Origin of the sequence: Mesorhizobium sp. M1322 (assembly GCF_040318085.1) — a bacterium.
Lineage (GTDB): Bacteria > Pseudomonadota > Alphaproteobacteria > Rhizobiales > Rhizobiaceae > Mesorhizobium.
Genome location: NZ_JAMYLP010000114.1, coordinates 1 through 15073 on the forward strand (window position 1 = coordinate 1; position 15073 = coordinate 15073).

Annotated in this window: 15 protein-coding genes; 11 read left to right on the forward strand and 4 right to left on the reverse strand. The window is 62.4% G+C overall.

The window, feature by feature from the left end; genetic code table 11:
- A partial coding sequence (locus NKH12_RS27095) for a hypothetical protein (protein ID WP_352955962.1) occupies nucleotides 1–202 on the reverse strand: 202 nt, incomplete at its 3' end.
- A gap of 69 nt (nucleotides 203–271) precedes the next feature.
- Here NKH12_RS27095 and NKH12_RS27100 point away from each other — a divergent pair.
- The 4 genes from NKH12_RS27100 to glcF all read left to right on the forward strand — a co-directional run bounded on the left by NKH12_RS27100 (nucleotide 272) and on the right by glcF (nucleotide 5053).
- Entirely contained in the window at nucleotides 272–1768 is a 1497-nt protein-coding gene (locus NKH12_RS27100) for an FAD-linked oxidase C-terminal domain-containing protein (RefSeq protein WP_352955963.1), read from the forward strand.
- A 215-nt stretch (nucleotides 1769–1983) separates the two neighbouring features.
- Nucleotides 1984–3240 carry an FAD-binding protein gene (locus tag NKH12_RS27105; RefSeq protein ID WP_352955964.1) on the forward strand — a complete coding sequence of 419 codons (1257 nt, stop codon included), beginning with the start codon at nucleotides 1984–1986 and terminating at the stop codon, nucleotides 3238–3240.
- A complete protein-coding gene (locus NKH12_RS27110) occupies nucleotides 3237–3653 on the forward strand; it encodes a DUF4870 family protein (protein ID WP_352955965.1) in 417 nt (138 codons plus the stop codon). The genes NKH12_RS27105 and NKH12_RS27110 overlap by 4 nt, the downstream gene beginning before the upstream one ends.
- Before the next feature lie 68 nt (nucleotides 3654–3721).
- The gene (gene glcF / locus NKH12_RS27115; protein ID WP_352955966.1) at nucleotides 3722–5053 is read left to right on the forward strand and encodes a glycolate oxidase subunit GlcF; all 1332 of its coding nucleotides are present in this window, start codon (nucleotides 3722–3724) and stop codon (nucleotides 5051–5053) included.
- A gap of 18 nt (nucleotides 5054–5071) precedes the next feature.
- Here glcF and NKH12_RS27120 read toward each other — a convergent pair whose 3' ends face one another.
- On the reverse strand, nucleotides 5072–5992 hold the full coding sequence (locus NKH12_RS27120) for a bifunctional 5,10-methylenetetrahydrofolate dehydrogenase/5,10-methenyltetrahydrofolate cyclohydrolase (RefSeq protein WP_352955968.1): 921 nt from the start codon (nucleotides 5990–5992) through the stop codon (nucleotides 5072–5074).
- A 265-nt stretch (nucleotides 5993–6257) separates the two neighbouring features.
- Nucleotides 6258–7004: a L,D-transpeptidase gene (locus tag NKH12_RS27125; protein WP_352955969.1), complete on the reverse strand. Its 747-nt coding sequence runs from the start codon at nucleotides 7002–7004 to the stop codon at nucleotides 6258–6260.
- A 213-nt stretch (nucleotides 7005–7217) separates the two neighbouring features.
- Between NKH12_RS27125 and NKH12_RS27130 the strand changes: the two genes are divergently transcribed.
- On the forward strand, nucleotides 7218–7853 hold the full coding sequence (locus tag NKH12_RS27130; protein WP_352955970.1) for a DNA-3-methyladenine glycosylase I: 636 nt from the start codon (nucleotides 7218–7220) through the stop codon (nucleotides 7851–7853).
- Nucleotides 7854–7889: 36 nt separating this feature from the next.
- Here the strand turns inward: NKH12_RS27130 and NKH12_RS27135 are convergent, their stop codons facing one another.
- Nucleotides 7890–8141, reverse strand: coding sequence for a hypothetical protein (locus NKH12_RS27135; protein WP_352955971.1), 252 nt, complete (start codon nucleotides 8139–8141; stop codon nucleotides 7890–7892).
- A 214-nt stretch (nucleotides 8142–8355) separates the two neighbouring features.
- Between NKH12_RS27135 and hisS the strand changes: the two genes are divergently transcribed.
- The 6 genes from hisS to NKH12_RS27165 all read left to right on the forward strand — a co-directional run bounded on the left by hisS (nucleotide 8356) and on the right by NKH12_RS27165 (nucleotide 14965).
- A complete protein-coding gene (gene hisS, locus NKH12_RS27140) occupies nucleotides 8356–9900 on the forward strand; it encodes a histidine--tRNA ligase (protein WP_352955972.1) in 1545 nt (514 codons plus the stop codon).
- 190 nt (nucleotides 9901–10090) lie between these two features.
- Nucleotides 10091–11212, forward strand: coding sequence for an ATP phosphoribosyltransferase regulatory subunit (locus NKH12_RS27145; protein ID WP_352955973.1), 1122 nt, complete (start codon nucleotides 10091–10093; stop codon nucleotides 11210–11212).
- Entirely contained in the window at nucleotides 11209–11913 is a 705-nt protein-coding gene (hisG, locus tag NKH12_RS27150; protein ID WP_352955974.1) for an ATP phosphoribosyltransferase, read from the forward strand. Before NKH12_RS27145 ends, hisG begins: the two co-directional genes overlap by 4 nt.
- Before the next feature lie 202 nt (nucleotides 11914–12115).
- On the forward strand, nucleotides 12116–13888 hold the full coding sequence (locus NKH12_RS27155) for an AMP-binding protein (protein ID WP_352955975.1): 1773 nt from the start codon (nucleotides 12116–12118) through the stop codon (nucleotides 13886–13888).
- Nucleotides 13889–13992: 104 nt separating this feature from the next.
- Nucleotides 13993–14559, forward strand: a complete 567-nt coding sequence (locus NKH12_RS27160; protein ID WP_352955976.1) for a hypothetical protein — start codon at nucleotides 13993–13995, stop codon at nucleotides 14557–14559.
- A 67-nt stretch (nucleotides 14560–14626) separates the two neighbouring features.
- Entirely contained in the window at nucleotides 14627–14965 is a 339-nt protein-coding gene (locus NKH12_RS27165) for a hypothetical protein (RefSeq protein WP_352955977.1), read from the forward strand.
- Nucleotides 14966–15073: the final 108 nt, after the last annotated feature.

Genomic DNA, 15073 nt, shown 5'->3' on the forward strand with positions numbered 1-15073 from the left:
GGCTCAGTTGACCAAGCACACGATCGACCATCCGAATCATCTCCCTATCTTCCTTGCGAACGGAATCACCAATCCGATTCTGTGCAAAGGCCTCCGAGGAGGAGAAAGTCAGCGCGTCCCTCTCGCCCCGCTCCCTTCGTTCGCGACCCTCCCCGCAGCGGCCGCGCAAGACGTCCCGGTGTCGGCGCTCGATTTCGGCCAAAGCAGGATTTGCAACAAGCGCCTGCCGCTGGTAAAAGATTTTTACCAGTCGATCGAAAGGAGACTGTCGATGTCCGGCCTGCTGATGCCGAAGCCAGACGACGCCACGATGCGTCGGCGCGACGAGATCGTCGCCAATATGCGCATCATCGTGCCGGGCGAAGGCGTCGTCGACGCCGCCAATTCGATGCGTGCGTTCGAGAGCGACGGCCTCACCGCCTATCGGCAATTGCCGCTGGTCGTGGTGCTGCCCGAAACGGTGGCGCAGGTTTCCCGCGTGCTGAAATATTGCAACGACCGCAACATCCGCGTCGTGCCGCGCGGCTCCGGCACCTCGCTGTCCGGCGGCGCGCTGCCGCTTGAAGACGCCGTGCTGCTGGTCATGAGCCGCTTCAACCGCACCCTCGAGATCGATTTTCCCAACCGCATCGTCGTCGCCCAGCCGGGCGTCACCAATCTCGGCATCACCACCGCCGTCGAGCAGGAGGGCTTTTACTACGCCCCCGATCCATCCTCCCAGATCGCCTGCTCGATCGGCGGCAATGTCGCGGAGAATTCCGGCGGCGTGCATTGCCTCAAATACGGCCTCACCGCCAACAACGTGCTCGGTATCGAGATGGTGCTGATGGACGGCGAGGTGGTGCGGCTCGGCGGCAAGCATCTCGACGCGGAAGGCTACGACCTGCTCGGGGTGATGACCGGTTCCGAGGGCCTTCTCGGCGTCGTCACCGAGGTCACCGTGCGCATCCTGAAGAAGCCGGAGACGGCGCGCGCGCTGCTGATTGGCTTTCCGACCAGCGAGCAGGGTGGCCAATGCGTCGCCGACGTCATCGGCGCCGGCATCATCCCGGGCGGCATGGAGATGATGGATCGCCCGGCGATTCATGCGGCCGAGGATTTCGTCCATGCCGGCTATCCCCTGGATGTCGAGGCGCTGCTGATCGTCGAGCTCGATGGGCCGGGGGTCGAGGTCGATCACCTGATCGGCCTTGTCGAAGCCATCGCCTATCGAAACGGGTCGACCACATGCCGCATTTCGCAGTCGGAGCAGGAGCGGCTGAGCTTCTGGGCCGGCCGCAAGGCTGCCTTTCCGGCGGTCGGCCGCATTTCGCCCGACTATTACTGCATGGACGGCACGATCCCGCGCAAGGAACTGCCGCGCGTGCTGCACGGCATGCGCGAGCTCTCCGAAAAATACGGGCTCGGCGTCGCCAATGTCTTCCATGCCGGTGACGGCAATCTGCATCCGCTCATCCTCTATGACGCCAATGTGCCGGGCGAGCTCGACAAGGCGGAAAGCTTCGGCGCCGACATTTTGCGGCTCTGCGTCAAGGTCGGCGGCGTGCTGACCGGCGAGCACGGGGTGGGGGTGGAGAAGCGCGACCTGATGCCGGAAATGTTCAACCAGATCGACCTCGACCAGCAGATGCGGGTCAAATGCGCTTTCGACCCCAACCATCTGCTCAACCCCGGCAAAGTCTTTCCGCAGTTGCGCCGCTGCGCCGAGCTCGGACGGATGCACGTGCATCGCGGGCAGACGGCGTTTCCGGACATTCCGAGGTTTTAAGTGGAAGCGTTGGCGCTTGAACACCCCCCTCTGTCCTGCCGGACATCTCCCCCGCAAGGGGGGAGATCGGATGTGGCTTCGGCTTTCGCCAATCACCGGTGTTGCCGGAATAGCAAGGCGCCGAAGCTGCCAATCTCCCCCCTTGCGGGGGAGATGTCCGGCAGGACAGAGGGGGGTGGGAAGGATCGCGGCGTTTTTGCCACCGGCGCAACGCCATGACCACCTTCACCCCGTCCAGCGCCGCCGAAACCCTCGCCACCGTTGCCTGGGCGGCCGCCGAAGACTCGCCGCTCGAAATCCTCGGCCATGGCTCCAAGCGCGGTATCGGCCGTCCGCTGCAGACCGAACATACGCTCGACCTGTCGAAACTGTCCGGTGTCACGCTCTACGAGCCGGCCGAACTGGTGCTGTCGGCCAAAGCCGGCACCCCGCTCGCCGAGATCGAAAGCCTGCTCGCCGAAAACGGTCAGCAGCTGGCCTTCGAGCCATTGGACTATGGCCCGCTGCTCGGCGGCGAAAAGGGAAAAGGCACGATCGGCGGCGTGCTGGCCGCGAACCTTTGCGGCCCGCGCCGGCTGAAGGCGGGGGCGGCGCGCGACCATATTCTTGGCATAGCGGCGGTTTCCGGTCGCGGCGAGGTCTTCAAGTCCGGCGGTCGCGTGGTCAAGAACGTCACAGGCTATGACCTCTCCAAGCTCATGGCCAACAGCTGGGGCACGTTGGCTGTGTTCACCGACGTCACCTTCAAGGTGCTGCCCGCTGCCGAGACCGAAGTCACACTCGCCGTCGGTGGCCTGCTCGACGACCATGCCGCGGCGGCCATGGCGCTGGCGCTCGGCTCCAGCGCCGAAGTGTCGAGCGCCGCCCATCTTCCCGAACGCGTTGCCGCACGGGTCGCCGGCGGCAGTGTCGGAAGTACTGCCGCGACATTGCTGCGCGTCGAGGGGTTCGGCCCGTCGGTTGCCTACCGCATCGCCGCGCTGAAGGACCTGCTCAGGAATGCCGGCCCGCTCGAGGAAATTTCGGGCGAGATCTCGCGCTCCGTCTGGCGCGATATCAGAGATTGCGCGCCGTTTGCCGACGGCCTGGAAAAGCCGGTGTGGCGCGTGTCGATGGCGCCGGCGCAAGGTCACCAGATGCTGCTGGCGTTGCGCATGCAGGCGGCCGTCGATGCCTTTTATGACTGGCAGGGCGGACTGATCTGGCTGCGCATGGAGCATGGCGATCCCGAAGCCGATCTTCTGCGCGGACTGGTGAGACAGTATGGCGGCGGCCATGCGACGCTGGTGCGCGCGGCACCTTCGCATCGCGCCGCTGTGCCGGTATTCGAGCCGCAGGCACCGCAACTGGCAGCGTTGTCGGCGCGGCTCAAAGCCGAATTCGATCCTAAGAATATCCTCAATCCCGGCCGTATGGCGCCGGCTGCAAGCTCTGCTACTCTTGGCCCGGCAACCGAGGGAGCAATTCGATGAGCGACATCAATCCAGGCCCGGCTGATTCAGGCCAGGCTCATTCAAATAAGCCCACGCCGCGCCAGACCGACCGATGGCTGGAGCCAGGTTCGACCAACGCGCTGGTCATCTACATCCTTTATCTCGCCAGCCTCGTCATCGGCGTCACCGCTATTGTCGGCATCGTCCTGGCCTACATCAACCGCGGCAAGGCAGGTGGTTTCGTCGAGAGCCACTACACATTCCTGATCCGCACCTTCTGGATCGGCCTGCTCTATGCGCTGATCTCGGTTGTGCTGATGATGGTGGCGATAGGCGTCGTACTGATGGTCGCCGTCGCCATCTGGTTCATCGCCCGCTGCATTCTCGGCTTGCAGGCGCTGCAGCGCGGCGAACCGGTCAAAGACCCGGAAAGCTGGTTCCTCGGACTTTAGAGCATGATCCCGAAAAGTGGGAACCGGTTTTCGGAAAAGATCATGCTCAAACGGTAAGGACTTTTTGCGTGCAGACCAATTTTTCGCTTGCCCAGCTTGCCGATCCGCATGTCGCGGAATCGGAGAAGATCCTGCGCAAATGCGTGCATTGCGGCTTCTGCACAGCCACCTGCCCGACCTATGTGACGCTTGGCAATGAGCTGGATTCGCCGCGTGGGCGGATCTACCTGATCAAGGACATGCTGGAGAACGGTCGCCCGGCCGACAGGGAGATCGTCACCCATATCGACCGCTGCCTATCCTGCCTCGCCTGCATGACCACCTGCCCGTCCGGCGTCAACTACATGCATCTGGTCGACCATGCGCGCGCCCATATCGAGGAAACCTACAAGCGTCCGCTGCTCGATCGCCTGACGCGCGCCCTGCTGGCCTTCGTCCTGCCTTACCCCTCGCGCTTCCGCGCCGCGCTCAAGCTGGCAAAGCTCGGCCAGCCGTTCGCCGGACTGTTCGAAAAGGTCCCGACGTTGAAGCCGCTGGGCGCGATGCTCAAGCTCGCTCCGGCATCAGTCCCGGCGGCCTCGCCAATGGCCTCGCCGGGCATCCATGCCGGGCAGGGCGCGAGAAAAATCGGCCGCGTCGCCATCCTCACCGGCTGCGCGCAATCCGTACTCGATCCCGGCATCAACGATACGACGATCGCGCTGCTGACGCGGCTCGGCGTCGAGGTCGTGGTGCCTGAGGGCGAGGGCTGCTGCGGCGCGCTGGTCCATCATATGGGCCGCGAGGAGGCAGCCCTTGCCTCGGCCAGGCGCAATGTCGACGCCTGGACGCACGCCATCGACCAGGGTGGGCTGGATGCCATCGTCATCACCGCGTCCGGCTGCGGCACCACGATCAAGGACTACGGCTTCATGCTGCGCCTCGATCCGGCCTATGCCGAAAAGGCAGCGCGCGTGTCGGCGCTGGCCAAGGACATCACCGAATATCTGGTGGGTCTCGATCTGCCCGAGCCGGTACGCAAGCCGGGCACCATCGTTGCCTATCACTCCGCCTGCTCGATGCAGCACGGCCAGAAGATCACCCGCCAGCCGAAGGAGCTGCTAACCAAGGCCGGCTTCGTCGTGCGCGAGCCGCGCGAAGGGCATCTGTGCTGCGGCTCGGCCGGCACCTACAACATCCTGCAATCCGGGATTTCGGCTCAGCTGCGTGACCGCAAGGTCAGGAATATCGAGGCGACGGGTGCTGAAATTGTCGCCACCGGCAACATCGGCTGCATCACCCAGATCGCCTCCGCAGCAAAGCTGCCGGTGGTGCACACAGTAAAAATGCTCGATTGGGCTTATGGCGGACCGAGGCCGGAAGGCGTGAGGGACAACAGGGCAGTCGTGGCAGCAGAGTGACGTGACTCCAGACTGCTCTCACTCAGCAGCCAGCCTGTCTGCTATCCCGTAGGTCGCCTGGTAGCGTGCGCGTTGCCGGCTGAGCGCCACCATTGTGTTGCGCAAAAGAATCGCTACGGTGATCGGGCCTACGCCGCCAGGCACCGGCGTGATCCAGGATGCCACTTCCTTGACGCTCTCGGCGTCGACGTCGCCGACGATGCGGCTCTCCCCGTCCGGTCCGATCTCGGCATTGATGCCGATGTCGATGACGGCGGCACCCGGCTTGACCATGTCGGCCTTGATCAGCCGCGGCTTGCCGACGGCGACGAACAGCGCATCGGCACGGCGCGCGTGCGCTGCCACCGAGCGCGTCATGTGATGGCAGACCGTCACCGTCGCGCCCTCGCTCATCAGCAGGAAGGCGATCGGCTTGCCGACGATCTCGGAGTGGCCGACGATGACGACCTCGAGCCCCTTCAGATCGAGACCGGTCTCCTTCAGCAGTTCGACGGAAGCGGCCGCCGTGCACGGTGCAAGGTCTAGCTGGTTGTAGACGATGTTGCCGATCGAGGCCGGGTGCATGCCCTCGACATCCTTGAGCGGATGCACCGCCGCCTGAAGCGTCTTGATCGGGATATGCACCGGCACCGGCCGCTGGATGATGATACCGGTGACGCGCGGATCGGCATTAAGACCGTGGATCGCTGCTTCGAGTTCGCCGGCGGTGATGTCGGCGGGAAATCGTCTTTCCTCGAATCCGATACCGGCCAATGCCGCCTTGGCGCGCTGGTTGCGCACATAGACATCGACCGCAGCTGTGTCGCCGACGGTGATCGATATCAGTTTGGGCGGAAAACCTTCGGCGGTGGCGATCGCCGCATCCTCGCGCACCGAGGCAATGATGCGTTGGGCGACCGGGCCGCCTTTGAGATAGCGGCTGTCATCGGACAGGGACATGGAGATGGGCCTTTGTCTGTAAGCGTTGCAGCCGACATAGCAAAATAACGAGAAGAATGGCAGCGAGAATGCGAACCGCCATACCTCTGGCGCGACGTCAAACCCGACCCTGCCAAATCTATGCTATCCGTCCCAGAAACAGAAAGGGCAGCACGGTTTGCCGCGCTGCCCTTTCGTGACTGACCGTATCCCCACACGGCCCGTCCCCCGTATTCCGATGGTCCAGAGCCTTCTGGACAGAATCGGCAACAAAATCAACTGCAGATTACATCACCACAACCGTCGTGCCAACATCGACCCGCTCATAGAGGTCGACGACGTCCTCGTTGCGCATGCGAATGCAGCCCGACGACACGGCACCGCCGATCGTCCAGGGCTGGTTGGTGCCGTGGATGCGGTAGAGCGTCGAGCCGAGATAGAGCGCGCGCGCGCCGAGCGGGTTCTCGACGCCGCCGGCGACATAGGTCGGCAGATAACGGCCTTTGGCGGCCTCGCGCGAGATCATCACCGCCGGCGGCCGCCATTCGGGCCAGACCTTCTTCTGCGAGATCCTGTGCTTGCCGGCCCATTCGAAGCCCGGCTTGCCGGTGCCGACGCCATAGCGCCGCGCCTTGCCGTTGTTCTCGATCAGATAGAGGAAATTCTCCCTCGTATCGATGACGATCGTGCCCGGCTTCTCCGGACCGTCATAGACGACTTGCTGCGGCAGGTAGATCGGGTTGATCTGCGGCCGTGCGAGCAGGCGCTTCTTGGCCGGCGCCTGCATCGCCGCCGTATGCAGCTGAGCCGGTTGCGCCTGCCGTTGAGAACGGCGCTGCGGCTTTTGCATCTCTTGTCGGTTCTGGCGGACGATGCCCGGCGCGCGGCCAAGCTGCAGCACCCAGGGCGCTGAAAGATCGGGGCTCACCATCACCGGCGGCCTGTCGGCATAGCGGTCATTGGCGCTGGAGGACGTAGCGGCAACGGCCAATACGGCCGCGGCGCCGAGCAGCGGGAACAAAAATGTCTTCATCGGAACGCACCTTGATCATCGAACACGCCAGGGCGCAAAGCGTCCCCGATTTCGCGGACATTGGGCGCGGAACGGCAACCGAAACGTGAATCGGAATGCGTAAAATGCGGATGTGTCAGTAAACCTTTCGGTGTGGTTACCGGCCGGTTCAGGAATCTGGTAAAGCCGGAGTAAAAGGCAGCGCTGAGGCGCGTTAACGAATGGAATTCCGCCATGGATGAGAAGACAGGCCTGCTCGCCGGCCCCGATGGTATCGCGCGCTGCTTCTGGCACGGCAATCTGCCGGATTATTTGCACTACCACGATCATGAATGGGGCCGGCCGGTCACCGACGACCGCAGGCTATTCGAAAAGATTTGCCTCGAAGGCTTTCAGTCGGGCCTGTCCTGGCTGACCATATTGCGCAAGCGCGAGAATTTCCGCGAGGCGTTCGCCGCCTTCGATATCGACAAGATCGCCGCCTTCACCGGCATGGATGTCGAGCGCCTGCTCGGCAATGCCGGCATCATCCGCCACCGCGGCAAGATCGTCTCGACCATCAACAACGCCAAGCGCGCGCGTGAATTGGCGGACGAGGCAGGCTCGCTGGCAGCCTGGTTCTGGAAGTTCGAACCCGGCCCGGACGAACGGCCCGAGATCGTCGATCTCGCCCATCTGCGCGCCAACCCGACCACGGCGGTCTCGGTACGCATTTCGAAGGAGCTGAAGAAACGCGGCTGGAGCTTTGTCGGCCCGACCACCGTCTACGCCTTCATGCAGGCCATGGGGCTGGTCAATGACCATCTCGAAGGCTGTGTCTGCCGCGAGCAGGTCGAGGCGGAGCGCAAGGCGTTCAAGCGGCCGGAGTGAGATTTCTTTTCACACCGCCGAAGCAGGCGACATAAGTCAAGCGCCGCCGGCGCCGGCCAGGAAAAGCCCGGCGACGATGGCCGCCACCGTGGCAAGGGCTGGGTAGATCACCAGCAGGCCGGTCACCAGCGCATCGCGCATGGTCGGTCCTGTACGCTCGTCCGCGGCAACCTCGAACGGTCCCGCCATTTGGGTTGCAGGCCTCGGTGCACGATGATCGGCCGGCCGCTGCCGGGGCAACTCGCGGGCGCCGCTATCGATGATGTCGAATTGCCGTGCCGTGGTCATGGCTCGAACCCCTTGTTTCGGCGCGCTTTATCGGCTGCGATTGTGTCGGCACGATGCCGCGCTTATGGCGGAATTGTTTCGTTTTGGCCCGGTTTGTTTCAGGTAAGGTGCAAACCCTTGCCGCTCCCGGCTGCATCGGTTAGGACACCCGCGCTGTGGAAATTCAGTATTTTGCCGATCCACGGAACGTCACGAAACACCGAGTACCCATGCCATGGCCGACAAATCGGAAAAGATGAAAGCGCGGCTGCCGCGCGGGTTTGTCGACCGCAGCGCCGACGATATCCGCGCCGTCGAGAAGATGATGGCGACGATCCGCTCGGTCTATGAGCTTTACGGCTTCGAGCCGGTCGACCAGCCGTTGATCGAATACACCGATGCGCTGGGCAAATTCCTGCCCGATCAGGACCGGCCGAACGAAGGCGTGTTCTCCTTCCAGGACGATGACGACCAGTGGCTGTCGCTGCGCTACGACCTGACGGCGCCGATGGCGCGCTTCGTCGCCGAGAACTTTGAGCGCCTGCCGAAACCATATCGCAGCTACCGCTCCGGCTGGGTGTTCCGCAACGAGAAGCCCGGCCCCGGCCGCTTCCGCCAGTTCATGCAGTTCGACGCCGATACGGTCGGCACGCCGGGTGTGGCGGCGGACGCAGAAATGGCGATGATGATGGCCGACGTGATGGAGGCGCTGGGCATCAAACGCGGCGACTACGTCATCCGCGTCAACAATCGCAAGGTGCTCGACGGCGTACTCGAGGCGATCGGCCTCGGTGGCGACGAGAACGTCGGCCGCCGCCTGACGGTGCTGCGGGCGATCGACAAGCTCGACAAGCTTGGTATCGAGGGCGTGCAGCAGTTGCTGGGTGCCGGGCGCAAGGACGAGAGCGGTGATTTCACCAAGGGTGCCGGGCTGGCTCCTGCTCAAATCCGGCATGTGCTTGCGGTAGTCACAGCCAATAACGCTGATGAGCTGCGTCAGAATCTTGACCAGGTCACGGGTGAGACGGGCGGAGTTCGCGATCCTTTAGGCGGTATGTCGCGCCTGCCTTACGATGACGGACTGGACGAACTCCTCGAACAGATCCAGCCGCTGGTTCGTGCCGCCGGCTATATGGAAGATCGCATAAAGATCGATTTCTCGGTCGTCCGCGGCCTCGAATACTACACCGGTCCGGTCTACGAAGCCGAGCTCCTGGCCGAGATCCCCAACGAAGAGGGAAAAATCGTGCGCTTCGGCTCGGTCGGTGGCGGTGGCCGTTATGACGGTCTCGTCTCGCGCTTTCGTGGCGAGCCGGTGCCGGCAACCGGCTTTTCCATCGGCGTCTCCAGGCTGATGACGGCGCTGAAGAACCTCGGCAAGCTCGACATGTCGGATGTCGTCGCGCCGGTCGTCGTGCTCACCATGGACAAGGACACGGAAAGTCTTGGCCGCTACCAAAAAATGGTGGCCGAGCTGCGTGCCGCCGGCATCCGTTCCGAAATGTATCTCGGCGGTGCCGGCATGAAGGCGCAGCTCAAATATGCCGACCGCCGCGGCAGCCCGGTCGCCATCATCCAGGGCGGCGACGAGCGCACCAAGGGCGAGGTGCAGATCAAGGATTTGATCGAGGGCGCCCGCATGTCGGCGGAGATCGTGGACAACGCCGAATGGCGCGCCGCGCGGCCCGCGCAGGTGACGGTGGCGGAGGGTGAGCTGGTCGCCGAGGTGAAGAAGATACTGGCGGCGCAGGCGGCTGATCGCGCAAAGGGTGGCGCGTGAACACCCCCCTCTGGCCTGCCGGCCATCTCCCCCTCAAGGGGGGAGATCGGCAGCGTGGCCGCAGGCACTTCCTCTGCTACCTTGAAGACGGGTTTGAAAAATTAGCGACGGCTGCGACGAGACTAATCTCCCCCCTTGAGGGGGAGATGGCCGGCAGGCCAGAGGGGGGTGCCTCGCGCCCAACCGATCAATGACCTCCCGCTATCCCGCCATCGCATCAGATATCGCCAAGCTCTTCGCCGCGCGCGGCACGCATGCGGTGGAGGTGGCGGTGCTGCAGCCGGCCGACCCGTTCCTCGATATGGCCGGCGAGGATCTGCGCCGGCGTATTTTCCTCACCGAAAGCGAGATCGGACAGACGCTTTGCTTGCGGCCGGAGTTCACCATCCCGGTGTGCCTCGACCACATTGCCAGCCAAGCCGGCACGCCGCGCCGCTATTCCTATCTCGGCGAGGTGTTTCGCCAGCGCCGCGAGGGGGGAAACGAGTTTTTCCAGGCCGGCATCGAGGATCTCGGCGACGGCGACATCGCACAGGCCGATGCCCGATCGCTAGCCGATGCGCATGCGCTGCTTTCGCTGGTGCTGCCGGGCCAGAAACTAACGATCACGCTCGGCGACCAGACTGTTTTCGAGGCGGTACTCGCCGCACTCGGCCTGCCGCGCGGCTGGCGCATGCGGCTGGCCCGCGCCTTCGGTTCGGCGGCGATGCTGGAGGCAGCGCTTGCCGACCTCGCCAACCCGCCGCGCAATGGCCAACTCGCCGGCCCGGTCGCTGCCCTTGTCCTCGACGGCGATCTGGAAGGGCTTTCAACGCATATCGCCGTCGGCATGCAGCAAGCGGGTCTGTCGGCGTCGGCCGGGCGCTCGCCGGCCGACATTGCGCGCCGCTTGATCGAGAAGGCCGAACTGCGCAGCGTCAGGCTGTCGAACGAGGCGTTTTCGGCGCTGAAGGATTTTCTGGCGATCGATGTGGCGCTCGACGGCGCGGCAAAAGCCCTCGAAATCTTCGCGGCCGGCGCCGGTCTATCGCTGGGCGCGGCGCTGGACAATTTTTCCGCACGCGCCAAGGCGATCGAATCTCTTGGCCTGCCCGCGGCAAAAATCCGCTACGATGCCGCCTTCGGCCGTCCGCTCGACTACTACACCGGCCTGGTCTTCGAGATCGCGGCGGAAAACGGCGACCGGCCGTTGGCCGGTGGCGGCCGCTACGACCGGCTGCTGACGTTGCTCGGCGCCAAAACGCCGATCCCAGGCGTCGGCTTTTCCGTTTGGCTCGACCGCATCGAAGGGTTGCGGGAGAAGGCGCAATGATCACGCTGGCGATCCCGTCGAAGGGCCGGCTCAAGGAGCAGGCGCTGGGGGTGCTGGCCAAAGCCGGGCTTGCCGTCAGCCTGCCCGGCGACGAACGCAAATACCGCGCCCGGATCGAAGGGGTGGAAGCGGTCGAGGTGGCATTCCTGTCGGCGTCCGAAATATCAGGCGAAATCGGCCAGGGCTCGGTCGACCTCGGCATCACCGGCGAGGATCTGTTGCGCGAAAGCCTCGCCGATTGGGAGACACGTGCGGAGATCGTCGCCCGCCTCGGTTTCGGCAACGCCGATGTGGTGGTGGCGGTGCCCGACATCTGGCTCGACGTTGACACGATGGCCGACCTCGACGATGTCGCCGCCGATTTCCGTCAGCGCCACGGCAGGCGGCTCAGGATCGCCACAAAATACTGGCGGCTGACGCAGCAGTTCTTTTCGCAAAAGCACGGCATCCAGGTCTATCGGATCGTCGAGAGCCTGGGCGCCACCGAAGGCGCGCCGGCGGCGGGATTGGCCGATGTCGTCGTCGACATCACCACGTCAGGCTCAACGCTGCGCGCCAATCAACTGAAGGTGCTGGCCGACGGCGTCATCCTGCGCTCGCAGGCCTGCCTTGTCGCGTCGCGGAAGACGCGTGCGGCGATCGACCAGGCTGTTCTGCGCGACATCGCCGCGAAGATGGCAGGCGCCATCCCTCCCCCTTGAGGGGAGGGTGCCTCGCGGCGCGAGGCCGGTGGGGTCGTCTCACGTCTAGCACTGCCGCAACGACCCCACCGGTCCATCCGCCTTGGGCGGCCGTCCACCCTCCCCTCAAGGGGGAGGGATTGCCGCGCTCCAGTACCATCAACGGGATTTCCACCACCCCGGCAGGCTGATAGACTCAGGCCCGCCTGCGGAGGAGACGGCGATGCCGATCAATCTCGACGAGTTGAAGAATGCCACCAACCTGCGCGGCCGCCGCCCGCGCAATGGCGCCACCTTTGTCGCACCGGTCGACGGCAGGGCGCATGTGTCGGGCGAGCGCACCTTGCCGCTGCTGCAGCAGACCATCCCGGCGCTGCTTTCGGACACCGTCAGCAAATACGGCACGCTCGATGCCGCCGTCTTCGTCGACCAGGACAAGCGCTTCACCTGGAGCGAACTTTCAGACACGGTGGATGCCCTGGCCGCAGGTTTCCTGGCGCTCGGCCTGGCAAAAGGCGACCGTGTCGGCATCTGGTCACCCAACCGCTGGGAATGGCTGGTGACGCAGTTCGCCACCGCGCGCATCGGCCTGATCCTGGTCAACATCAATCCGGCGTACCGGCTGACCGAGCTGGATTATGCGCTGAACAAGGTCGGCTGCCGAGCGCTGGTCACGGCAGTCAGATTCAAGAGCTCCGACTATCTCGGCATGATCGAGACGCTGGCGCCGGAGATCGCGACGGCGACGCCCGGAAAACTTGAGGCGAAAAAATTGCCGGCGCTAAGAATCGTCATCCGCATGGGCGAGGAGAATTCGCCCGGCATGTTCAATTTTGCCGACGTGCTGGCGATGGCCGGACGCGACGAGCATGACAGCCTCGACCGCATCTCCGAGGGGCTGAAGCCCGGCGACGCCATCAACATCCAGTTCACCTCAGGCACGACAGGCGCGCCCAAGGGCGCGACATTGACCCACAACAACATCGTCAACAACGGCAATTTCGTCACCTCGGCGATCCGGCTCACCGTCGACGACCGGCTGTGCATCCCGGTGCCGCTCTATCACTGCTTCGGCATGTCGATGGGCACGATCGGCTGCGTCACCAAGGGCGCGACCATGGTTTTCCCTGGCGAGGGCTTCGATGCCGGCTCCACGCTGAAAGCGGTGGCGGGCGAGCGCTGCACCGGCCTCTACGGCGTGCCGACCATGTTCGTCGGCATGCTCGACCATCCGGATTTTGACACCTTCGATCTCACCAGTTTGCGCACGGGCATCATGGCCGGCTCGCCGTGCCCAATCGAGGTGATGAAGAAGGTGGTGTCGCTGATGCACATGGCGGAGGTGACCATCGCCTATGGCATGACCGAGACCAGCCCGGTGTCGTTCCAGAGCAGCGTCGACGATCCGCTGGGAAAGCGCGTCTCGACGGTCGGGCGCGTCCACCCCCATGTCGAGGTCAAGGCGATCGATGCCGACGGCGCCACCGTTGCGGTCGGCGCGCCGGGCGAGCTGTGCACCCGCGGCTATTCGGTGATGAAGGGCTATTGGGACGACGAGGAAAAAACCCGCGAGGCGATCGACGCCGACGGCTGGATGCACACCGGCGACCTCGCCACCATCGACGCCGAGGGTTACTGCAACATCGTCGGCAGGGTCAAGGATATGGTCATCCGCGGCGGCGAGAACGTCTATCCGCGCGAGGTCGAGGAGTTTCTCTACCGCCACCCCAAGGTCAGGGAAGCGCAGGTTTTCGGCATTCCCGACCCGAAGTACGGCGAGGAGCTTTGCGCCTGGATCGTGCTCAAGCCGGGCCAGATCGCCACCGAGCAGGAGATCAAAGCCTTCTGCGCCGGCCAGATCGCCCACTATAAGATCCCGCGCCACATCCGCTTCCTCACCGAATTGCCGATGACGGTGACCGGCAAGCCGCAGAAGTTTCTCATGCGCGAAGCGATGATTGACGAACTGGGGCTGGTGACGCCGAAGACGGCGTGAGGGCACATCTTACGGGCAAGCATCCTAGCTTCGCATTAAGTACCAGAGTCAGATCAATTCTGTGGCATTCTTGAGAGATTTTGTTTTGAAAAAATGGCGGCTTAATGGGCAAGGCATCTAACAACTGGCATCTATATTGGGTCACTTCAGATGGGTACGAGGATTGTTTTGTTGCTGCAAAAAATAGCCGGAGCGCGCGCTGTGTTGAATGTCGCGAGAACGATTTTGAGTTGGGCGAGGTAATTGCGGAAAGAATTGTATCTATCCCTGAAAATGTTGTTAGAAATTATAAGAGGCAAGATCGCTATAAGAAAAACCCTTGGCCTTGGTACGTTTATGGTAGGAAAATATTTAAGGACCTTGGTGCAGAATTCAGAAATATTGAAAATACGGAGGAAATGCTGCTATGCGATATTGTGTTCAGTGTCGAAGATTACAGGACGTGTGGTATAGAAAAAGAGAGGTCGATTGGATATAGAGCTGTAGACGAACTGCGAAAGGATCCGGGACTTTCCGATCTGGTTAACAATTATGATGAGGAGGACGTTTGGAATGGCCCCGTTATTCATATTATAACTATGCTAGGTATGTGCTTAATAAGATGTCACCCAAATAGAGAATCACATCGTAAACTCTTTTTTACTTGGAGCTTCAAAGAAGCAAAAACTTAAATATAAAACGCTAAATGATCTAAGGGAGGGTTGGAAAAGGAAAACGCTCGGAAATATGATTGCCTCAATGGAAGAAGCTTGGGAAATTAATCCAATGGTAAAAGCCGGATTTCAACTTTTTTTGGAAATGAGAAACAGACTGATTCACGGCTTAACCACAGATAATAGATTCGACATTCAAACCAGTTGGGGCCAGCGAGAGTTGTTGGCCTTTTTGTATTTTTTCGATATCCATTCCCGTATCGTCAAGAGGGCATTCAAAGCTAGTTTTTACGCAAGTATAGAATTTGGGATAAATCAATGGGGACTGCCTGATGGGGCTCCCAAGAGAATCTTAAATAAGAAGCAAAAAGAGGAATCGGCTTTATTCTTTGAATTCTTTACTATGAAAGAAGGTAGCATATAATTGGTGTAGGTGCACTAGGCCGTGTGGACAGTTACCGCAACCATAGGACAATAGCCGCGAGAGTGACAACGGCGCGGTAATTGCGGGCGGTTTTCTCGAAGCGGGTTG

Excerpts from the sequence above, each read along its gene's own strand:
- NKH12_RS27100 (WP_352955963.1), top strand. The coding sequence starts at position 272 with ATGTCCGGCCTGCTGATGCCGAAGCCAGACGACGCCACGATGCGTCGG.
- NKH12_RS27120 (WP_352955968.1), bottom strand. The coding sequence starts at position 5,992 with ATGTCCCTGTCCGATGACAGCCGCTATCTCAAAGGCGGCCCGGTCGCC.
- NKH12_RS27125 (WP_352955969.1), bottom strand. The coding sequence starts at position 7,004 with ATGAAGACATTTTTGTTCCCGCTGCTCGGCGCCGCGGCCGTATTGGCC.
- hisS (WP_352955972.1), top strand. The coding sequence starts at position 8,356 with ATGGCCGACAAATCGGAAAAGATGAAAGCGCGGCTGCCGCGCGGGTTT.
- NKH12_RS27155 (WP_352955975.1), top strand. The coding sequence starts at position 12,116 with ATGCCGATCAATCTCGACGAGTTGAAGAATGCCACCAACCTGCGCGGC.
- NKH12_RS27160 (WP_352955976.1), top strand. The coding sequence starts at position 13,993 with ATGGGCAAGGCATCTAACAACTGGCATCTATATTGGGTCACTTCAGAT.
- NKH12_RS27145 (WP_352955973.1), top strand. The coding sequence starts at position 10,091 with ATGACCTCCCGCTATCCCGCCATCGCATCAGATATCGCCAAGCTCTTC.
- NKH12_RS27135 (WP_352955971.1), bottom strand. The coding sequence starts at position 8,141 with ATGACCACGGCACGGCAATTCGACATCATCGATAGCGGCGCCCGCGAG.
- NKH12_RS27165 (WP_352955977.1), top strand. The coding sequence starts at position 14,627 with ATGGAAGAAGCTTGGGAAATTAATCCAATGGTAAAAGCCGGATTTCAA.
- hisG (WP_352955974.1), top strand. The coding sequence starts at position 11,209 with ATGATCACGCTGGCGATCCCGTCGAAGGGCCGGCTCAAGGAGCAGGCG.
- NKH12_RS27105 (WP_352955964.1), top strand. The coding sequence starts at position 1,984 with ATGACCACCTTCACCCCGTCCAGCGCCGCCGAAACCCTCGCCACCGTT.
- NKH12_RS27110 (WP_352955965.1), top strand. The coding sequence starts at position 3,237 with ATGAGCGACATCAATCCAGGCCCGGCTGATTCAGGCCAGGCTCATTCA.
- NKH12_RS27130 (WP_352955970.1), top strand. The coding sequence starts at position 7,218 with ATGGATGAGAAGACAGGCCTGCTCGCCGGCCCCGATGGTATCGCGCGC.